The following is a 19,510-nucleotide window of genomic DNA, read 5'->3' on the forward strand; positions in this document are numbered from 1 at the left end:
ATTCAGGCCTTGCCCGCCGGAGCCGACTGCGGCTCGGGCTCCTCGTCCACGGCATAGGCCAGGAAGTCGTCGACCATGCGGTGGAAGAGGCCGGCGAGCTGCCGCAGCTCCTCGGGCGACCAGGCGGACAGGGCCAGCTGCATGCCGCGGACCCCGACCTCACGGATCTTGGTGATGGCCTGCCGGCCGGCGTCGGTGAGCTCGATACGCTGGGCACGGCGGTCGTCGGGGTCGGGGACACGGGTGACGTAGCCGGACTTCTGCAACTGCTGCACCGTGCGCGTGACGTGCGAGGCCTCCACACCCAGCCGTGCGGCGAGTTCCCCCGGCCGCAGCGGCTCGGAGTCGGCGACCTGCCGCAGCAGCGCGACGGCGGCCCGGTCGAGCGGCACGCCCGCCAGGGCCATCAGTCGCTCGTGCTGGCGGGCGCGCGTGCTCAGATACGTGATACGGGTGAGCGCACGCTCGATCTCGATCACTTCCGGGGAGGGGACGTCGGGGAGCGGTGGAGTGGACATGGAAGCCACTTTACCATCTCGTTGCGTAACTCAAGTAAATCACTCCACGAGCCGGATCGCGGCGGCCGGGCAGATCGCCACGGCCTCGCGCACCTCCTCCAGGGAGCCCGCCCGGGGCCGTTCGTCCAGTACGAAGGCGACGCCGTCCTCCTCACGCTGATCGAAGACCTCGGGGGCGGCCATCACACACTGCCCCGAGGCGACGCATTTCGGCTCGTCCAGTTCCACACGCATGGCTGTTCTCTCCTCCGGTTGGCGCGTCACCAGGTGACGGGCAGTTCGTAGACGCCGTAGACCGACCCGTCGTGCTTGAACGCCAGGCTCTCCACCGGGGCGGCGAGCTTCAGGGTGGGGATGCGGCGGTAGAGGGTGCTGTAGACGACCTGGAGTTCCATACGGGCCAGCGGCTGCCCCAGGCACTGGTGCACGCCGAACCCGAACGCGATGTGCCGGCGGGCGTCGCGGCGCAGGTCCAATCGGTCCGGGTCGGCGAAGGCGGCGGGGTCGCGGTTGGCGAGGTCGTTGGGCATGACCATGCCCTCGCCGGCGCGGATGACCTGCCCGCCGATCTCGATGTCCTCGAGGGCGGCGCGACGGCGGCCGTTGTGCACGATGGTCAGATAGCGCAGCAGTTCCTCGACCGCGGCGGCGACCCGCTTCGGGTCGTCGGTGTCACGCAGCAGCGCGAGCTGCTCCGGGTGTTCGAGCAGGGCCAGGGTGCCGAGCGCGATCATGTTGGCGGTGGTCTCGTGCCCGGCGATGAGCAGGAGCACCCCCATACGGGCCGATTCGAGCCGGGACAGCTCCCCGGACCTGACCCGCTCGACGAGCCCGGAGAGCAGGTCGTCCGCCGGCCGGGCCATCTTCTCGCCCATCAGCTCGTCGAGGTAGGAGATGAGCCGCCCGTGGGCGGCCATCCGGTCCTCCATTGCGGCGTCCCGCTTGATGAGGGTCCGGCTGTTCTCCTGGAAGAAGTCGTGGTCCTCGTACGGCACCCCGAGCATCTGGCAGATCACCAGCGAGGGCACCGGCAGCGCGAACGCCTCCACCAGGTCGACCGGGCCGTCTCCGGCGAGCATGTCGTCGATCAGGTCGTCCACGATCTTCTGCACGCCGGGCCGCATCGCCTCCACGCGCCTGATCGCGAACGGCGCGGTCACCATGCGGCGCAGCCGGGCGTGTTCCGGGTCGTCCATGAGGATGAAGCTGGCGTTGTTCTCACCACCGCCGGCGACGGCGGCCTGGAGCGGGTATCCGGGCCGGCTGATGTCGGCACTGACCCGGGGGTCGAGGAGCAGGGCGCGCTGGTCCTCGTACCGGGTCACGAGCCAGGGCGTACTGCCGTCCCAGAGGCGGACTTTGACGAGCCGGCCCTCGTCCTGCCGGGCGGTCAGGTCCGGGGGCGGATCGAAGGGGCAGCCGGCGGCCCGGGCCATGGGGTACTCGTGGACCGCTGCCGTACCGGCGAGGGTGTCGGCCATGCTTCTCCTCGGTCGTGGGGGGGCGGAGTGCGTTGTCGAGGCCTCGGTGCGCCCATGCAAACAGAGGGGGCTGACGCCCTCCCGTCAGCCCCCTGACAGAAAGCTGACGTGACCCGGATCACAGGTCAGGGTTCGAGGTCGGCGCGCCCGAGCCAGTAGCCGAAGCCGCGGCGGGTGTGGATCAGCGCGGGTCCGTCCTGGTCGACCTTGCGGCGCAGCCGGGAGACGAGCTGCTCGATCGCGTTGCCGCCGCGCGGGTCGCCCCAGACGATCCTGCCGATCCGCTCCTTGGAGAGCACCCGGTGCGCGTTGACCAGGAGGTGGCGCAGGAGGCGGTACTCCGCGGGCGTCAGGTCGAGCGCCCGCGCCCCGCGACGCGCCCGGCACCGGGCGTCGTCCAGGACCAGATCGCCGTAGCCCAGCTCCTCGGCGCGGCCCGGGTCCGGGACCGAGGCACGCAGTAAGACGTGGATACGGGCCAGGACTTCGGCCACCCGGAAGGGCTTGGTGACGTAGTCCGTCTCCCCCGGCCCCAGTTCGGGCAGCAGGCCGGGGAGGGAATCGCACACCGTCAGCAGGAGGGCCGGCGGACGGCGGGCGAGCACGGCAGGGCGCCGTCGGCCCAGCTCCGCCATGTCGGGCAGCTCGCCGTCGAGGACGACGAGATCGAACCGCCGCCGTTCGACCTGCGCCAGCGCCTCCAGCCCGGAGTCGGCCAGACTGATCCGGTATCCCGCCAGTTCCAGGGTGGTGGACAGCAGTTCCGCGAGCTCCGGCTCCCGCGCGACGACCAGCACGTGCTGCCCGTCCCCGCGCGCGAGCGTCGACGTCTCACGGAGAGTGCCGTACGGCGACGAGGTAGCCATACGGCCACCCTACCGCCCTACTTGCCTGACTCAAGCAATACCGGCCGCTCGCCGGACTCCGGGCATCGACGCCGTTCAGGCGAAAGACGCGGAAAACGCGCGTGACCGCACGCCGGTACGTCCACACCTCAAACCGTGGACCTGCCGCTGATCCCGCCCATGCTCGCCACGCCGGGCACCCTGCCGCCCGCCGCGCAGGACGCGCGCTGGGCCTATGAGACCAAGCAGGACGGCCAGCGCGTGGTGGCCTATCTACCCGGGGACGGCAGCGTGCGGCTGCGGGCCCGGTCCGGGGAGGACATCACGGCCGCGTACCCCGAACTGCGGCCGCTGGGCACCGCCCTCGGGCCCACACCCGCCGTACTGGACGGGGAGATCCTGGCCCTGGACGAACAGGGCCGTGCGAACTTCCAGTTACTCCAGTCCCGTATGGGCCTGTCCCACGCGCCGGCCAGGGCGGCGCGGCGGGCGGCGGAGGTCCCGGTCCACCTCGTACTGTTCGACCTGATGCACCTGGAGACCCACTCGTTGATCCGGCTCCCCTACGCGCGACGCCGCTCGGCGCTGGAGGACCTCGGGCTCGCCGGGCCCGCCTGGTCGACCCCGGCCGCGCTGGTCGGCCACGGCGCCGAGGCCCTGGCCGCCACCCGCGCGCACGGCCTGGAGGGCCTGGTCTGCAAACGGCTGGACTCGGTGTACGAACCGGGGACGCGCTCCCGGGCGTGGATCAAGATCCGCAACATGCGCACCGAGGACGTCCTGGTCGGCGGCTGGCAGCCCGGCAAGGGGCGGCTCACCGGACTGCCGGGTGCGGTGCTGGTCGGGCAGCGCGCCGCGGGACGGCTGCGCTACGTCGGGAGCGTGGGCACCGGCTGGAGCGAGGCCGAACGGACGGAACTCGCCGGGCTGCTGCGGGCCGCCGCGAGCGACGTCTGCCCCTTCGACCCGGCCCCACGCGCTCCGGGCGCGCACTGGGTCCTCCCCCGGCTGGTCGGCGAGGTCCGCTACAGCACCCGCACCCGGGAGGGCCTGTTGCGGCAGCCGTCCTGGCTGCGGCTCCGGCCGGAACTCGCACCCGGGGAGGCGGCGGCCGACATCCCGGACGACATGCTCTGAAACGCCCTCCGGACTCCGACCGTTGGGCAGTGATTCACTCCTTGGATCCCCCACCCCTCTTGGCATGAACGCGTTCACCGTGGAAGCTGAACCTCCCTTTCCCCCACAGCCGTTGGGCTGCGCCCGGAACATGAGGAGGACGCAGTGTCGTCACGCCCGTTCGCCCCCCGCAGGAGATGGCTCACCGGAGTGGCCGGCGCCGCCGCTCTCGTCCTCGCCTTCCCCGCCACCGCCTTCGCCGCGCCGCCGCGGGCGCTGCCCGGCAACGCCGAGTCGCTGGAGCAGACGTACCAGCCCGCCTACGACTACGACACCGACGGCTGTTACTCCACGCCCGCCATCGGCGCGGACGGCACGGTCAACGGCGGACTCAATCCGACCGGCGCACTCAACGGCGACTGCCGCGACGCCTCGGACCTCGACAACACCAACGGCTACTCGCGCTCCAAGTGCAACAACGGCTGGTGCGCCGTCCTGTACGCCCTCTACTTCGAGAAGGACCAGGCCGTGGCCGGGAGCAGTGTCGGCGGCCACCGGCACGACTTCGAGCACGTCGCGGTGTTCGTGCAGGACAACCAGGTCAAGTACGTGTCGACGTCCGCCCACGGCTCGTTCGACGTGCACGCGGCGTCCGCGGTCCGCTTCGACGGCACGCACGCGAAGATCGTCTACCACAAGGACGGCGTCAGCACGCACTGCTTCCGCCTGGCCAACTCGGGTGACGAGCCGCCGGAGAACCACAAGGGCACCTGGCAGTACCCGACGCTGGTCGGCTGGAACGGCTACCCGGCCGGGGTGCGCGACAAGCTCACGTCCTACAACTTCGGCAGCGCCAACTTCGGCCTGAAGGACGCCAACTTCGCCAACCACCTGGCCGCGGCCAAGCCCTCCGGCATCGCGTTCGACCCCTACGCCTGATCCCGCCCGGTCCGCCCGGTCCGCCCGGTCCGCCCGGGGGTCTAGGTCCCCGGGCGGGTCAGGCTTCCGCCCCGCGTCCGATCCGTCGGCGCGGGGCGGCCGCCTAGCGTCCCGCCATGGACACCCACGACACGACCGGGACCCTCGAAGAAGCCCTCGAACGCCTCCACGCTTCCGGCCCGGAGCGGCTCGGCAGACTCACCAACCACGCCCCCATGGTCGTGGAGGCCCTCGCCGCGCACGGTCAGGCGGACGCCGTGCACCGCTGGCTGGACCTGTACCGGCCCAAGCTGGAGGACTTCCCCGCGCCCATCGCGCCCGTGACCGACGCCGACTGGCGGGAGGCCCTGGGTGATCCGCGCCGGGCCGCCGACTGGATCACCCACTTCACCCGGGCGCTCACCGAGCGTCCGTGGCGGGACGTCCTCGCCGAGTGGTGGCCCCAACTCCTGCCCGGCATGTACGGCGGCTCCACTCATCCCGTGATCCGGGTCGGGCATGCCGTACGCGCCCTGGAGGCCGGCGAGAACGCGCCGCGGCTCGCCGAACTCGCGCACGGCCTGGGCTACTGGGCGGCCCGGCACCGCCCCGTCCCCGGCATCGCACCGCTGCCGGCCGCACGGGACGCGGCGCGGTCCCTGGACGCCGTGCCGCCGATCGAGGATCCCCGGGGCGGCTTCACCGACCGGCTGACGGCCGTACGGCGACTCCCGCTGTGGGCGGACGGTGTGACCGATCCGGACACGGCCCGGGCCCGCCTCACCGAGCTGGTGCGGGCCGCCACTCACCGGTACGCCACCCACGGGCACGGCGAGGAGACCATGCTGGTCCACGCGGCGACGGCGCCCAACGCCGTACTGCGCACCCTCGCCTCCCTCCCGCGTGAGCTGTGGGCGCCGAGTCTGCACGCGGCGTGGACGGCGTCGGCGGCGGTCACCGCCATGTACGCCCCCGCCGAGCCCGTCGCCGCCGTCCCCGCCCCGGACCGCACGGCGCAGGAGGTACTGGAAGCGGCCCTCGCCCATGGCGACGAACACGTCATCAAGCTCACCGACACCGCCCTCGACGTCGGCGACGAGCGGGCCCTCGCCGCGGCGCTGCGCGCGGTCGAACTGAGCGAGCCGCTCGTCCCGAACTGACGCGCGACGCCGGGCGGTCGGAGGGAGGTACGGCACGAACGCGTCCGCGGGAGGGTCTATCGTGTCCGCATGTCCGTCCCCGAACTGATCCGCATCGTCTCCCGCGACTCGCCCATGGCGCTCGCCCAAGTGGAGCGCGTCCGGGCCGAGTTGGCCGCCGCCCACCCTGGAGTGCGCACCGAGGTCGTGCCGGTGAAGACCACCGGCGACAAGTGGATGGGCGATCTGTCCCAGGTCGAGGGCAAGGGCGCGTTCACCAAGGAGGTCGACGCGGCGCTGCTGGCCGGGGAGGCCGATCTCGCCGTGCACTGCGTGAAGGATGTGCCCGCCGACCGGCCGCTCCCCGCGGGCACCGTGTTCGCCGCGTTCCTCAAGCGGGACGACATCCGGGACGCCCTGATCCATCCCGGCGGACTCACCCTTGACGAACTGCCGGCCGGGACACGGATCGGCACCTCCTCGGTGCGCCGGGTCGCACAGCTGGCCGCCACGCATCCGCACCTGGAGTGCGTGCCGTTCCGCGGCAACGCCAACCGTCGCCTGGCGAAGCTCGCCGCCGGAGAGGCCGACGCGCTGCTGCTCGCGGTGTCCGGCCTGGAGCGCATCGGCCGCGAGGACGTGATCAGCGAGGTCCTCTCCACCGAGGCCATGATGCCGCCCATCGGCGCGGGCGTGCTGGCGCTCCAGTGCCGCGAGGGCGACGCGGACCTCATCGACGCGGTGAGTGGCCTCGGCGACCCCGACACCTACCGGGAGACGGCCGCCGAGCGCATGTTCCTGCATGTGCTGCAGGGGCACTGCAACAGCCCGATCGCCGGGTTCGCGCGGGTGGACCGCAGTGGTGAACTCTCCCTGCGGGCCTGTGTGTTCACTCCGGACGGCAAGACGCGGCTGAACGCCCACGAGTGGGCGGGCCGGCTCGACCCGGCCACGCTCGGCACCTCGGTCGCCGTGGCCCTGCTGCGTCAGGGCGCCCGCGAGATCATCGACGGCATCCCGCACTGAACGGCCGGCGGGATGCCCTGACGCCGGATCAGGCGGTGCCTTCCTCCGCCTGATCCCGCAGGAAGACGCTCACCTGGTGCGCCAGGCTGTCCCGCACCGCGCCCTGCTGGGCCCCCGCGGGCCCCTCGTGGACACCGATGCCGCCCGACCACAGCCGGCGCTCGGTCCACTCCTCCTCGACGCGCAGCTGGACCTGGACGTCCACGAGGCTCAGGGACGCCTCGGTGCCGGCCGCGTACAGCACGGCGGTGGCCCGGCGCAGCGGATAGACGTCGAAGCCCTCGATGAACTGCGAGTTGCGCCAGTCGAGGAAGGCGCTCTCCCCGTCCGGGCCGATCCGCACGTCGATCTGGCCGTCCTCGAGGTGGACGCCGAGGTGCCGCCGGCCGCGGTTCTCGACCGTCACGCGGAGGCAGAAGTACGTCAGCCCGTCGGCGGCGTCGTCACGGCCGCGGGGCGGCTCGGCCGGTTCCAGACGGTGGACGCGGACCCGCAGACCGGCATGCTCGTCGTACTCCTGCCAGTCCCCGACCACGTTCGGCTCGTACACGGTGCCCCTCTCGACCTCTGGAAGCTGCTTCCTATCTGTGGTCTCAGCGCACTGTCAAATGGGCAGAATGCGCTGTGGCCAGGCAGTTCACCCCATTTGATCGGCGATCAAGCCGTGCCCAGCGGTTATCCGGAAACAGTCGGAGAAAGCGGTTGCCGAGGCGTGCCGCACATCACTTTCCCGAGTGAAGATCAACGGGCCAGCCGACCCAGCAGGGCCGATGCCGCGGCGACGCCGAGCGCGGCGGCCACGAGCAGCACCGCGAAATCGGCCGCCAGATGGTGGGGCGTGCCGAGGAGGAGTCCGCGCAGGGCGTCCACCTCGTAGCTGAGCGGGTTGGCCTTGCTGACCGCCTGGAGCCAGCCCGGCATCACGGACACCGGGTACAGGGCGTTGGAGCCGAAGAACAGCGGCATGGTGATCGCCTGTCCGAAGCCCATGAGGCGGTCGCGGTTCAGGACGATACCGGCGATGGTCATCGAGAGGCAGGAGAAGAAGGCCGAGCCGAGGACGACGATCGCGGCGACGGCGAGCAGTTGGATCGGGTTCCAGGTCAGCGCCACGCCGAGCAGGGCCGCGATGAGGAGCACGACGACCGCCTGGACCAGCGACTTCACGCCCGCCGCGAAGGCCTTGCCGGTGATCAGGGCCGATCGCGGGGTCGGCGTGACGAGGAGCTTGTTGAGGATTCCGGCGTCGCGCTCCCAGATGATCTGGATGCCGTAGAAGATGGCGATGAACATCGCGGACTGGGCGATGATGCCGGGCGCGAGGTAGTCGACGTAGGGGATGCCGCCGGTGGGGATCGCCCTGATGCGGGTGAAGGTCTGACCGAAGATCAGCAGCCAGAGGGCGGGCTGGACGGCCCGGGTGTACAGCTCGGTGCGGTCGTGGCGCAGCTTCTGGAGTTCGACCGCGCACATCGCGCCGACGCGGGCGGGCAGCAGCCGCCAACCGGCGCGGGGCCGCGGGGGCTTCAGCAGCAGTGCGATGGCGTCGTCACGGACGGGGTCAGCCGACCCGGCGGGCGGTGCGGCGGGTGCTTCGGACATCGCGGAAATCTCCTGCCTCGTCGAGACCGCTGCCTGCCACGTCACGGAAGACGTCCTCCAGCGTGGGCAGCGTGTCCGGTGCCGTGCCCGCGGCGCGGCGGCGTGCACCGAGCCCTTCCCTGAGCTCGTCCGGGGTGCCGAGGGCCCGGATCCGGCCGCGGTGCATCAGGGCGACCCGGTCGCAGTACTGGTCGGCCTCGTCCATGTAGTGGGTGGTCACGAGCACGGTCATGCCGGTGGCCGCGCGGACGGCGCCGATGTGCTCCCACACGCCGGTGCGGGCGATCGGGTCGAGGCCGATCGTCGGCTCGTCGAGGATCAGCAGGCGCGGGGCGCTGACCAGGGCCTGGGCGAGTTCGAGGCGGCGGACCATGCCGCCGGAGTACGTGGCGGCGAGCCGGTCGGCGGCGTCGGCGAGATCGACCGCCGCCAGCGCCTGGCCCACGCGTTCGGCGCGCTCCCGGCGCGGCACGTCGAAGACGCGGGCGAACAGGGCGACGTTCTCCCGTCCGGTGAGGCCGGCGTCCGCGGACAGTTGCTGCGGTACGTAGCCGAGCATGCGGCGTACGGCCATGCGGTCGTCGGCGGTGTCGTGGCCGAAGACGCGGACCATGCCGGCGGGGACCGGCAGCAGGGTGGTGATGCAGCGGATGGCCGTGGTCTTGCCGGCGCCGTTGGGGCCGAGCAGCCCGAAGACCTCGCCCTGCCGGACCGTGAGGTCGAGCCCGTCCACGGCGTTGGTGTCGCCGAAGGCGTAGGCGAGTCCGGTGCAGGCGACCGCGTCGGCCTGGGGCGGGTCGGTGTCCCGGGTCATGACTCCTCGGCCTCCTCGTGCAGGGTGTCGGCCAGCTTGCGCAGGGCCGGGACCGCGGCGTGCAGCGCCTGGCGGTCCGTCTCGTCGAGGCGGGACACATGGCGTCCCACGAGGGCGGTGCGGCGTCGGCGCCACGCGTCGAGGCGTGTCCGTGCGGCGGGCGTGGGCAGCAGCCGGGCGGCCCGCCGGTCGGCCGGGTCCCTCTCGCGGACCAGATAGCCCGCCCCTGCCAGCTGATTGACCAGGGTCGACACCGAGTTGGCCGCCAGCCCGAGGTCCTTGGCGGCGTCCGAGACGCCGATCCCGGGCCGTGTCACGACCAGCCGCAGCAACTCCACCTCGGCGCCGCGCAGCCGCGGATCGGGCATCTCCCGCCGCAGGCGGCGCCTGATCAGCCGCTGGACCCCGACGAGCGCGTCGGCCAGCTCTTCGGGAAGGTTCTCCGGCTCCATGCGGCCGAGATTAGTTCTGTAACAGAGCTAATCGATCCATGGAGAGGTCAAGAGAAGTCAAGAAAGGCCAAGTGGGCGTATTGTCAGAATTGTTTCGTAATCTTCCCGCCCGGGAATGGGCTGTGAAGTGCTTCGGACAGGAGGCACGTCCGTGGGAGCCGCCCGGGCCCCCGGTGCCTGCCGTGAGGTCCGAGTCCGTGCTTCCCACGGTGTCTGTCCATTCGGCACCTGCTCAGGGAGGTGCGCATCATGCGTATCGCCGGCAGCACCAGAACGCACCCCCACGACGACGCCCCCGACACCGCCGCGGCGTTCGAACGTCTCGCGCGGCTGTCCGAGGGGCCCGAGCGCAAGGCCCTGCGCGACCAACTGGTCGAGGCCTGGCTGCCCATGGCCGAGCGGATCGCCGTCCGCTTCCGCGGCCGGGGCGAAGCTCTGGAGGATCTGTACCAGGTGGCCGCCCTGGGTCTCGTCAAGGCCGTCGACCACTACGACCCGGCGCGGGGCAACGCCTTCGAGGCCTACGCCGTCCCGACGGTCACCGGCGAGATCAAGCGACACTTCCGTGACCACATGTGGACGCTGCACGTACCCCGCCGGGTCCAGGACCTGCGCAACCGGGTGCGGCACGCCGCCAAGGAGCTGTCTCAGACCACCCCCGGCCGCTCCCCCACGGTCGCCGAGATCGCCGAGTACGCCCACCTCACCGAGGGCGAGGTGCGCACCGGCATGGAGGCCCTGGAGTGCTTCTCCGCGCTGTCGCTGGAGGCCGAGATGCCGGGGACTGACGGCTACGCGCTCGGGGACGCGATCGGCGGGCCGGACCCGGCCTTCGACACCGTGGTCAACCGGGTGGCCGTCAGGCCCTGCCTGGAAGCGCTGCCGGAGCGCGAGCGGATCATCCTCTACCTGCGGTTCTTCAAGGGCATGACGCAGAGCCGCATCGCCGAGCAGCTCGGCATCTCGCAGATGCACGTCTCCCGGCTGCTCAGCAGCTGCTTCGCCCATCTGCGTGAGGAACTGCTGACCGAGACCGGGTGAGCGGCCCGGGGCCGCCGGGGGTCACGCCTCCGGCGGCGTTCCCGGGATCTGCGTCGGTCCGGCGCGGTCGAGGGCGTCCTCCAGCGCGGCACGTATCTCCTGGGGCATCATGCCGGTGCGTCCCCAGACGAGGATCAGTTCCGCGACGTTGCGCAGCTTGATATTGGTGTGCTGGGAGACCTCCTTCAGCACGGCCCACCCCTGGTCGGGCGAGACCCGGCCGAGCGCCACGACCATTCCGATCGCCTGGTCCACGACGGCGTGGGAGACGACCGCCTCCTTCAGCTGCTGGATCTCCTCCTGCAGCTCGAAGATCCGCTCCGAGCCCCCGTCCGTGGGCATGGTCACCTCCGGGTCCGGTGCGCCGCTGTCCGTGTGGCCACACAGGGTGCTTGAGTGCCTTGACGCAGTGTCCGACCCATCCATCGTCGTCACTCGGCACGCCCGGTGCCACCGGGGCGGACCAGGCCGGTTCACGACACCGTTTGTGCGTCGCCGCCGGGGTACTCGGCAGGCGCCCACACCGGTTCCGGTTGGACACTGGGTGCAATCCTCCGGTGGCTGCCAGGCCGACGAGATCAGGACCCGACACCATGAACCACGAGATGCCCGCCCCCTCCGGCACGAAGGACGTCGTCTCATCACACTCCGTGGTCGGCGCGCCCTGCTGGGTGAGCCTGACCAGCCGGGACGTCGAGGCGACGGAGGAGTTCTACAGTGCCGTGCTGGGCTGGCAGTGGCGGCCGGCCAAGCTGGGCGACCGCCACCGGATCGCGCTGGCGGACGGCTCGCCGGTGGCCGGGATCGCGGGGGTCGCGACCATGTGGCAGATGGCGGTGGCGTGGACGCCCTACTTCGCCGTACGCAGCGCCGACGAGGCGGTGGCTCGGGTGCAGGAACGCATGGGCACCACCGCGGTCGGGCCGATCTCCCTGCCGCCCGGGCGGGCGGCGTTGCTGGCGGACCGGGACGGGGCGACCTTCGGGATCTGGGAGGGCGACCTGTTCACCGACTGGGAGACCTGGCGCAACGCGCAGCCGGTCTTCATCACGCTGCACACGCGTGACGCCTTCGACGCGGCCATCTTCTACGGCGAGGTCCTCGACTGGGCGACACAGCGCCCCGGCTGCTGCGAGGTCCACTACGAGGGTGGAGAGGTCGTGCTGCGCAGCCGCGGTGACGTGGTGGCACGGATCGAGTCGGGGGCGCTGGAGGCGGCCCCCGACCCCACGATCCGGCCGCACTGGCAGGTCCACTTCACCGTCGACGACGTGGAGGCCTGCGCCCGGACGGCGGAGCTGCACGGTGGCAGCGTGCTGTCCAAGGGCGGCGACGAGGCCGTGCTGCGCGACCACGACGGCGCGCAGTTCACGGTGACGTCGCGCCGCGGCCGCTGAGCCGGCTCATGTCTTCCGGGACGGCCGGGAGAGCAGGACCAGGCTGCGCGCTCCGACGGTGAGGCCCGTGCCCGCCTTGTGCTCCGCCTCGTCCGGGGTGCCCTCCGGGTCGGCGGTGTCGATCAGCGCCGTCCAGCGCTCGCCGTAGGCGGCGTCCGGCAGGCGGAATTCCACCGGCTCCCAGTGGCTGTTGGTCAGCAGCAGGAAGGAGTCGTCGACGACGGGCCGCCCGCGGGGGTCGGGTTCGGCGATGGCGTCTCCGTTGAGGAAGACGCCGACCGAGTGGGCGTCGCCGCGCTGCCAGTCGTCGTCGGTCATCTCCCGGGCGTCGGGCGCGAGCCACACCAGGTCGGGCAGCGGCTGGTCCGCGCGGGTCAGGGTCTCGCCCAGGAAGAAGCGGCGCCGGCGCAGCACGGGGTGCCCGGTGCGCAGCCGGATGACGTACCGGGTGAACTCCAGCAGGTCGCGCTGCTCCTCGGTGAGCCGCCAGTCGATCCAGGAGATCTCGTTGTCCTGGCAGTAGGCGTTGTTGTTGCCGCGCTGGGTGCGCCCGAGTTCGTCGCCGTGGGAGAGCATCGGAATGCCCTGGGACAGCAGCAGCGTGGCGAGGAGGTTGCGCTGCATGCGGGTGCGCAGTTCCCGTACGGCCGGGTCGCGGGTGGCGCCCTCGGCGCCGCAGTTCCAGGACCGGTTGGTGCTCTCGCCGTCCTGGTTGCCCTCGCCGTTGCCCTCGTTGTGCTTGTCGTTGTAGGAGACGAGGTCGCGCAGGGTGAAACCGTCGTGCGCGGTGACGAAGTTGACGCTGGCGCGGGGCCGGCGCCTGCTGTGCGCGTAGAGGTCGGAGGAGCCGGTCAGCCGGGAGGCGAACTCTCCGAGCGTGTGGTCCTCGCCGCGCCAGTAGTCGCGGACGGCGTCGCGGTACATGCCGTTCCACTCCGACCACAGCGGCGGGAAGTTGCCCACCTGGTAGCCGCCCTCGCCGACGTCCCACGGCTCGGCGATCAGCTTGACGCGGCTGATCACCGGGTCCTGCTGGATGAGGTCGAAGAACGCCGACAGCCGGTCCACCTCGTGGAACTGCCGGGCCAGCGTGGCCGCGAGGTCGAAGCGGAAGCCGTCGACATGCATCTCGGTGACCCAGTACCGCAGCGAGTCCATGATCAGCTGGAGCACGTAGGGGTGGCGCATCAGCAGGCTGTTGCCGGTGCCGGTGGTGTCGTAGTAGTGCTCCCAGTCGCCGTCGACCAGACGGTAGTACGAGCAGTTGTCGATGCCGCGGAAGGACAGGGTGGGGCCCTTCTCGTTGCCCTCGGCGGTGTGGTTGTAGACCACGTCGAGGATCACTTCGAGCCCGGCCGCGTGCAGGGTCTTCACCATCGACTTGAACTCTGCGACCTGCTGGCCTCGGGTGCCGTGCGCGGCATAGGCGTTGTGCGGGGCGAAGAAGCCGATGGTGTTGTAGCCCCAGTAGTTGGCCAGGTCGCGGCCCTGGAGCACGCCGTCCTGGACGAACTGGTGGACCGGCATCAGCTCCACTGCCGTGACGCCCAGCGAGGTGAGGTGCTCGACGGCCGCGGGGTGTGCCAGTCCGGCGTAGGTGCCGCGGAGTTCGGCGGGCACTCCGGGGTGGGTGCGCGTGAAGCCCTTGACGTGTGTCTCGTAGATCACCGTGTCGGCGTAGGCACGGCTGGGCGGGCGGTCGTCGCCCCAGTCGAAGGCCGGGTCGGTCACCACGCCGAGCATGGTGTGCCCGGCGCTGTCAGCCGGGTCGGGGCCGTCCGGGTTCCGCTCGTGGAGCGAGGGGTGGTTGTCTATCTGCCCGTCCACCGCGCGGGCGTACGGGTCGAGGAGCAGCTTCGCCGGGTTGCAGCGGTGACCGGCGGCCGGGGCCCACGGGCCGTGCACCCGGTAGCCGTACCGGGTGCCGGGGCCGACGCCGGGGAGGTAGCCGTGCCACACGAAGCCGTCGACCTCGGCCAGCGGCACCTGGGTGTGGGTGCCGTCGTCGTCGACCAGGACCAGCTCGACCCGTTCGGCGACCTCGCTGAAGAGGGCGAAGTTGGTGCCCTCCCCGTCATAGGACGCGCCCAGCGGGTAGGGGCGCCCGCTCCAGGCGGACGCCCCTCTCCGGTGCCGGCGACGGGTCACCGGGCCTCCTCCAGGACCTCGTCCGGTGTGCCGGCGGGGCCGGCCAGCTGCGCGACGCGCACCTCGCGGGGCACGTCGAGGCCCTCGCTCACACGCGGGGCGGGCGCGGTGGGCACCAGCGGGACACGTTCACCGGCGCGGGCGCGCTGCGAGAACCAGATGACCTTGCTGCCGGTCTCGGTGGCGCAGCAGCCCCAGCCGTCGCTCATCGCCGCGAGGTGCGCCAGGCAGTCTCGCAGTTCCTGGTCGGGGCGCAGAGCGCGGTCGTTGTCCCCGATGGCGGTGATCAGGTGCTGCCCGTTCCACCACATCTCGATCGAGGTGTTCTTGTCCGTGGCGTGTTCGTCGATGGCCTCGAGCAGCATCTCGGCACCGCCGCAGACGGGCTGGATCAGGTTGTCCAGGTCCCAGAACTTCAGGTGAGCGGCCAGAATGCGGCTGACCTGTCCCACCCGTTCCGGGCTGACTTCCACGTCGAGGTGGTAGTAGCAGGGCACTGCGGTCTTCATCGGTCGGCTCCTCACCGCGAGGCTCAGCTCCTCCTCGCTCCCGCAGTCCTGCGGAACGAGCCCCGAGCACGGAACGTGAGCGTGTATCGCTTCTGAGTCACCCTCAGAGTGAGGGGGCTAGTCCGTTCGTGCAACACGAGCGCACAGCTGAGGCGGTCGGGTGCACATCCGAGCGGACCTCGGCGACCTGAACCACTCACCCGGACGTGCTACTGGTTGAAGCTCCAACAGGACGTTGCGTTGTCATACATGCACCATGTGTGACAGAACTCGATCGCCGTGACGGTTCCGCGCCGCTGTGCGCGCGGCCGCCGTCCGGCCGTCGGGAGTCCGTGCCCCTCGAGCCCGAAAGGTGATCGGCGCCATGCTGCTACCCGCCAAAGCCGAAGTCGCCCGGCAGTTGCGGCGTTACCGGGCCTGGGAACGCGTGATGCTCGCGGCACCCAACGACCGCACGGTGCGGACCACGTTCGAGGACTCCGGCTACACGCTCTGTGTGCTGATGGGCAAGCGCTGCGCGCGGGAGGCGGCGGACGCGGCCGAGCGGTACCTGCGCACGAACCAGGTCACGTATCTGCAGGAACAGCAGGTCACCCGTCTGCAGGAGCAGCAGGTCACCTGTCTCCAGGAGCAGAGCGAACGGCCCCGCCCGGCAACCGCGGTGCGACGAAGACCGCCGACGGCGGAGCGGCGGTACCCGGCGGGAAGGTGAGGGCCTTCCCGCACATCTTGTCCCCATGAACCGGGCCCTGGGGCCCGGTTTCGAGCACGCTGGAGGTGAGGACCATGAGTAGGACCCGGGCCATCGGCCGAATCCCGGTACGGGATGTCCGCCCGGCCGTGGAGAGCGGCAACCGGCCGGCGAAGGCGGTCGTGGGTGAGACGTTCGAGGTCACCGCCACCGTGTTCCGGGAGGGGCACGACGCGGTCGCCGCCAATGTGGTGCTCAAGGACCCCGAGGGCCGCCCCGGGCCGTGGACGCCGATGCGGGAGCTGGCCCCGGGCAGCGACCGCTGGGGCGCTGAGGTCACCGCCGACGCGGTCGGCCGCTGGTCGTACCGGGTGCAGGCCTGGAGCGACCCGGTGGCCACCTGGCGCCGCACGGCGGGCATCAAGGTACCGGCCGGCATCGACCCTGGCCTGGTCCTGGAGGAGGGCGCCGACCTTTACGAGCGAGCGGCGGCGGGCGTACCGAAGAACGACGGCCGCGGCGTGCTGCTGGGCGCGGCCAAGACGCTGCGCGACGACTCACTGCCCCCTCCGGCCCGGCTCGCGGCGGCGTTGACGCCGGAGGTGGACGAGGTCCTGGCCCGCCATCCCCTGCGGGACCTGGTCACCACCTCCGAGCCCCTGCCGCTCCTCGTCGAGCGCGAGCGGGCCCTGTACGGCTCCTGGTACGAGTTCTTCCCCCGCTCCGAAGGCACCGCGAAGCAGCCGCACGGCACGTTCCGCACCGCCGCCCGCCGGCTGCCCGCGATCGCCGCGATGGGCTTCGACGTCGTCTACCTGCCCCCGATCCACCCCATCGGCACGACCTTCCGCAAGGGGAAGAACAACACCCTCTCCCCCGGCCCCGACGACGTCGGCGTGCCCTGGGCGATCGGATCCCCGGAGGGCGGCCACGACGCCGTCCACCCCGCCCTGGGCACCCTGGAGGACTTCACCTGGTTCGTGGAGCAGGCGAAAGCGCTGGGGATGGAGGTGGCACTGGACTTCGCGCTGCAGTGCTCGCCGGACCACCCCTGGGTGCAGAAACACCCCGAGTGGTTCCACCACCGCCCCGACGGCACCATCGCCTACGCCGAGAACCCGCCGAAGAAGTACCAGGACATCTACCCCATCGCCTTCGACGCCGACATGGACGGCCTGATCGCCGAGACCGTGCGGGTGCTGCGGCACTGGATGGACACCGGCGTGCGGATCTTCCGCGTGGACAACCCGCACACCAAGCCGGTGGTCTTCTGGGAGCGGGTCATCGCCGACATCAACCGTACCGACCCCGACGTGATCTTCCTGGCCGAGGCGTTCACCCGCCCGGCCATGATGGCCACCCTGGCCCAGATCGGCTTCCAGCAGTCCTACACCTACTTCACCTGGCGCAACACCAAGCAGGAGCTGACCGACTACCTCACCGAACTGTCCGGCGAGTCCGCGTCCTACATGCGGTCGAACTTCTTCGCCAACACCCCCGACATCCTGCACGCCTACCTCCAGCAGGGCGGACGCCCCGCCTTCGAGGTGAGGGCCGTCCTCGCCGCGACCCTCTCCCCGACCTGGGGCATCTACTCCGGCTACGAACTCTGCGAGAACACCCCGCTCAAGCAGGGCAGCGAGGAGTACCTCCACTCGGAGAAGTACCAGCTCACCCGCCGCGACTGGGAAACCGCCGAACGCGAGGGCCGCACCCTCACCCCCCTGCTGACCAGGCTCAACACCATCCGGCGGGAACACCCGGCACTGCGCCAACTCAGGAATCTCCGTTTCCACCACACCGACAACGACTCCCTCATCGCGTACAGCAAGCGCACGGGAGACGACGTCGTCCTGGTGGTCGCCAACCTCGACCCCCACCACACCCAGGAGGCCACGGTCTCGCTGGACATGCCGCGACTCGGCCTGGACTGGCACGAGTCGGTGCCGGTGCGCGACGAGCTCACCGGCGAGACCTACCACTGGAGCAGGAACAACTACGTGCGTCTCGAGCCGGGGCGGGCTCCCGCGCACGTCTTCCACGTCCTGTCACCGCCCGCCGCGCAAGCGATCGGAGGGGCAGGAACGTCATGACCGTGAACGAGCCCGTGCTGGACACCTTCGAGGACACTCCCGTCAGGGACCGGGACCCGGAGTGGTTCAAGCGCGCCGTCTTCTACGAGGTGCTCGTCCGCTCGTTCCAGGACAGCAACGGCGACGGTGTCGGTGACCTGAAGGGACTGACCGCCAAGCTGGACTACCTCCAGTGGCTCGGCGTCGACTGCCTGTGGCTGCCGCCGTTCTTCAAATCCCCGCTCCGGGACGGCGGCTACGACGTCTCCGACTACACGGCCGTGCTGCCGGAGTTCGGTGACCTCGCCGACTTCGTGGAGTTCGTCGACGCCGCCCACCAGCGCGGCATGCGCGTGATCATCGACTTCGTCATGAACCACACCAGCGATGAGCACGCGTGGTTCCAGGAGTCGAGGAAGGACCCCGACGGGCCCTACGGCGACTACTACGTGTGGGCCGACGACGACAAGGGCTATCCGGACGCCCGGATCATCTTCGTCGACACGGAGACGTCGAACTGGACGTACGACCCCGTGCGTGGCCAGTACTTCTTCCACCGATTCTTCTCGCACCAGCCGGACCTCAACTACGAGAACCCGCGCGTCCAGGAGGAGATCCTGGCCGCGCTGAAGTTCTGGCTGGACCTGGGCATCGACGGCTTCCGGCTGGACGCGGTGCCGTACCTGTACGCGGCCGAGGGCACCAACTGCGAGAACCTGCCCGCCACCCACGCGTTCCTCAAGCGCGTCCGCAAGGAGATCGACACCCAGTACCCGGACACCGTGCTGCTCGCCGAGGCCAACCAGTGGCCCGAGGACGTCGTCGACTACTTCGGCGACTACCCGAGCGGCGGCGACGAAGCCCACATGGCCTTCCACTTCCCGGTCATGCCCCGCATCTTCATGGCCGTACGCCGCGAGTCCCGCTACCCGGTCTCCGAGATCCTGGCCAAGACCCCGGCCATCCCCTCGGGCTGCCAGTGGGGCATGTTCCTGCGCAACCACGACGAGCTGACGCTCGAGATGGTCACCGACGAAGAGCGTGACTACATGTGGGCCGAGTACGCCAAGGACCCCCGGATGCGCGCCAACATCGGCATCCGCAGGCGTCTGGCCCCGCTGCTCGACAACGACCGGCACACCATCGAGCTGTTCACCGCGCTGCTGCTGGCCCTGCCGGGCTCGCCGATCCTCTACTACGGCGACGAGATCGGCATGGGCGACAACATCTGGCTCGGCGACCGCGACGCCGTCCGGACCCCCATGCAGTGGACCCCGGACCGCAACGCCGGGTTCTCCACCTGCGACCCGGGCCGTCTCTTCCTGCCGGCGATCATGGACCCGGTCTACGGCCATCAGGTGACCAACGTCGAGGCGTCGATGTCCTCCCCGTCGTCGCTGCTGCACTGGACCCACCGCATGATCGAGATCCGCAAGCAGAACCCCGCCTTCGGACTCGGCACGTACACCGAACTGCCCTCCTCCAACCCGGCGGTGCTGGCGTTCCTGCGCGAGTACGAGGACGACCTGGTGCTGTGCGTGAACAACTTCGCGAGGTTCGCGCAGCCCACCGAACTCGATCTGCGCGAGTTCGCCGGGCGCCATCCGGTGGAGCTGTTCGGCGGGGTGCGCTTCCCGGCCATCGGCGAGCTCCCGTACCTGCTGACGCTCGGAGGTCACGGCTTCTACTGGTTCCGGCTCACCCGAGTGGCATCCCGCATCGGACGGCGACTGTGAGCACG

The 19,510-nt window shown here is 70.9% G+C and carries 20 protein-coding genes; 9 read left to right on the plus strand and 11 right to left on the minus strand.

Going from position 1 to position 19,510, the window contains the following annotated elements; genetic code table 11:
• Positions 1 to 2 precede the first annotated feature (2 nt).
• The 4 genes from ACQEV8_RS00875 to ACQEV8_RS00890 all read right to left on the minus strand — a co-directional run bounded on the left by ACQEV8_RS00875 (position 3) and on the right by ACQEV8_RS00890 (position 2,865).
• Positions 3 to 518, minus strand: a complete 516-nt coding sequence (locus ACQEV8_RS00875; protein ID WP_432956446.1) for a MarR family winged helix-turn-helix transcriptional regulator — start codon at positions 516 to 518, stop codon at positions 3 to 5.
• A gap of 39 nt (positions 519 to 557) precedes the next feature.
• A complete protein-coding gene (locus ACQEV8_RS00880; RefSeq protein WP_432956448.1) occupies positions 558 to 752 on the minus strand; it encodes a ferredoxin in 195 nt (64 codons plus the stop codon).
• A gap of 26 nt (positions 753 to 778) precedes the next feature.
• A complete protein-coding gene (locus tag ACQEV8_RS00885) occupies positions 779 to 1,999 on the minus strand; it encodes a cytochrome P450 (protein WP_432956451.1) in 1,221 nt (406 codons plus the stop codon).
• A 125-nt stretch (positions 2,000 to 2,124) separates the two neighbouring features.
• On the minus strand, positions 2,125 to 2,865 hold the full coding sequence (locus tag ACQEV8_RS00890; RefSeq protein ID WP_432956453.1) for a response regulator transcription factor: 741 nt from the start codon (positions 2,863 to 2,865) through the stop codon (positions 2,125 to 2,127).
• Positions 2,866 to 3,000: 135 nt separating this feature from the next.
• On the opposite strand from ACQEV8_RS00890, the gene ligD reads away from it, so the two are divergent.
• The 4 genes from ligD to hemC all read left to right on the plus strand — a co-directional run bounded on the left by ligD (position 3,001) and on the right by hemC (position 7,043).
• The gene (ligD, locus tag ACQEV8_RS00895) at positions 3,001 to 3,981 is read left to right on the plus strand and encodes a non-homologous end-joining DNA ligase (RefSeq protein ID WP_432956455.1); all 981 of its coding nucleotides are present in this window, start codon (positions 3,001 to 3,003) and stop codon (positions 3,979 to 3,981) included.
• 144 nt (positions 3,982 to 4,125) lie between these two features.
• A complete protein-coding gene (locus tag ACQEV8_RS00900; protein WP_432956457.1) occupies positions 4,126 to 4,899 on the plus strand; it encodes an NPP1 family protein in 774 nt (257 codons plus the stop codon).
• 116 nt (positions 4,900 to 5,015) lie between these two features.
• Positions 5,016 to 6,038: a questin oxidase family protein gene (locus tag ACQEV8_RS00905; RefSeq protein WP_432956459.1), complete on the plus strand. Its 1,023-nt coding sequence runs from the start codon at positions 5,016 to 5,018 to the stop codon at positions 6,036 to 6,038.
• Positions 6,039 to 6,107: 69 nt separating this feature from the next.
• On the plus strand, positions 6,108 to 7,043 hold the full coding sequence (gene hemC / locus ACQEV8_RS00910) for a hydroxymethylbilane synthase (protein ID WP_432956461.1): 936 nt from the start codon (positions 6,108 to 6,110) through the stop codon (positions 7,041 to 7,043).
• Between the two features lie 28 nt (positions 7,044 to 7,071).
• On the opposite strand, the gene ACQEV8_RS00915 is transcribed toward hemC, so the two are convergent.
• The 4 genes from ACQEV8_RS00915 to ACQEV8_RS00930 form a co-directional block, all read right to left on the minus strand.
• Positions 7,072 to 7,593: a hypothetical protein gene (locus ACQEV8_RS00915; protein ID WP_382837499.1), complete on the minus strand. Its 522-nt coding sequence runs from the start codon at positions 7,591 to 7,593 to the stop codon at positions 7,072 to 7,074.
• A 191-nt stretch (positions 7,594 to 7,784) separates the two neighbouring features.
• Entirely contained in the window at positions 7,785 to 8,645 is an 861-nt protein-coding gene (locus ACQEV8_RS00920) for an ABC transporter permease (RefSeq protein ID WP_432956464.1), read from the minus strand.
• Positions 8,605 to 9,459, minus strand: coding sequence for an ABC transporter ATP-binding protein (locus ACQEV8_RS00925; RefSeq protein WP_432956466.1), 855 nt, complete (start codon positions 9,457 to 9,459; stop codon positions 8,605 to 8,607). Before ACQEV8_RS00925 ends, ACQEV8_RS00920 begins: the two co-directional genes overlap by 41 nt.
• Positions 9,456 to 9,911: a MarR family winged helix-turn-helix transcriptional regulator gene (locus tag ACQEV8_RS00930; RefSeq protein WP_432956468.1), complete on the minus strand. Its 456-nt coding sequence runs from the start codon at positions 9,909 to 9,911 to the stop codon at positions 9,456 to 9,458. The genes ACQEV8_RS00925 and ACQEV8_RS00930 overlap by 4 nt, the downstream gene beginning before the upstream one ends.
• 249 nt (positions 9,912 to 10,160) lie before the next feature.
• On the opposite strand from ACQEV8_RS00930, the gene ACQEV8_RS00935 reads away from it, so the two are divergent.
• Positions 10,161 to 10,952 (plus strand): RNA polymerase sigma factor SigF, encoded by a 792-nt coding sequence (locus ACQEV8_RS00935; RefSeq protein ID WP_432956470.1) that lies wholly within the window; start codon positions 10,161 to 10,163, stop codon positions 10,950 to 10,952.
• 21 nt (positions 10,953 to 10,973) lie between these two features.
• On the opposite strand, the gene ACQEV8_RS00940 is transcribed toward ACQEV8_RS00935, so the two are convergent.
• Positions 10,974 to 11,294 carry an ANTAR domain-containing protein gene (locus ACQEV8_RS00940; RefSeq protein WP_432956472.1) on the minus strand — a complete coding sequence of 107 codons (321 nt, stop codon included), beginning with the start codon at positions 11,292 to 11,294 and terminating at the stop codon, positions 10,974 to 10,976.
• Between the two features lie 251 nt (positions 11,295 to 11,545).
• On the opposite strand from ACQEV8_RS00940, the gene ACQEV8_RS00945 reads away from it, so the two are divergent.
• Entirely contained in the window at positions 11,546 to 12,349 is an 804-nt protein-coding gene (locus ACQEV8_RS00945; RefSeq protein ID WP_432956474.1) for a VOC family protein, read from the plus strand.
• 6 nt (positions 12,350 to 12,355) lie between these two features.
• Here the strand turns inward: ACQEV8_RS00945 and glgX are convergent, their stop codons facing one another.
• Together glgX and ACQEV8_RS00955 are read right to left on the minus strand one after the other, a co-directional pair.
• Complete coding sequence (gene glgX, locus ACQEV8_RS00950; protein ID WP_432956476.1) at positions 12,356 to 14,497, minus strand: glycogen debranching protein GlgX; 2,142 nt, start codon at positions 14,495 to 14,497, stop codon at positions 12,356 to 12,358.
• Complete coding sequence (locus ACQEV8_RS00955; protein WP_432956478.1) at positions 14,494 to 15,006, minus strand: pep a2; 513 nt, start codon at positions 15,004 to 15,006, stop codon at positions 14,494 to 14,496. Before ACQEV8_RS00955 ends, glgX begins: the two co-directional genes overlap by 4 nt.
• A 364-nt stretch (positions 15,007 to 15,370) precedes the next feature.
• Between ACQEV8_RS00955 and ACQEV8_RS00960 the strand changes: the two genes are divergently transcribed.
• From ACQEV8_RS00960 to treS, 3 genes are all read left to right on the plus strand, one after another.
• Positions 15,371 to 15,718, plus strand: coding sequence for a DUF5133 domain-containing protein (locus ACQEV8_RS00960; RefSeq protein ID WP_432956481.1), 348 nt, complete (start codon positions 15,371 to 15,373; stop codon positions 15,716 to 15,718).
• 74 nt (positions 15,719 to 15,792) lie between these two features.
• Positions 15,793 to 17,790 (plus strand): alpha-1,4-glucan--maltose-1-phosphate maltosyltransferase, encoded by a 1,998-nt coding sequence (locus ACQEV8_RS00965; protein ID WP_432956482.1) that lies wholly within the window; start codon positions 15,793 to 15,795, stop codon positions 17,788 to 17,790.
• Positions 17,787 to 19,505 (plus strand): maltose alpha-D-glucosyltransferase, encoded by a 1,719-nt coding sequence (gene treS / locus ACQEV8_RS00970; protein ID WP_432956484.1) that lies wholly within the window; start codon positions 17,787 to 17,789, stop codon positions 19,503 to 19,505. Before ACQEV8_RS00965 ends, treS begins: the two co-directional genes overlap by 4 nt.
• The last annotated feature ends 5 nt before the right edge of the window (positions 19,506 to 19,510 follow it).

The sequence above is a fragment of the Streptomyces sp. CA-179760 genome (assembly GCF_050937045.1).
GTDB lineage: Bacteria > Actinomycetota > Actinomycetes > Streptomycetales > Streptomycetaceae > Streptomyces.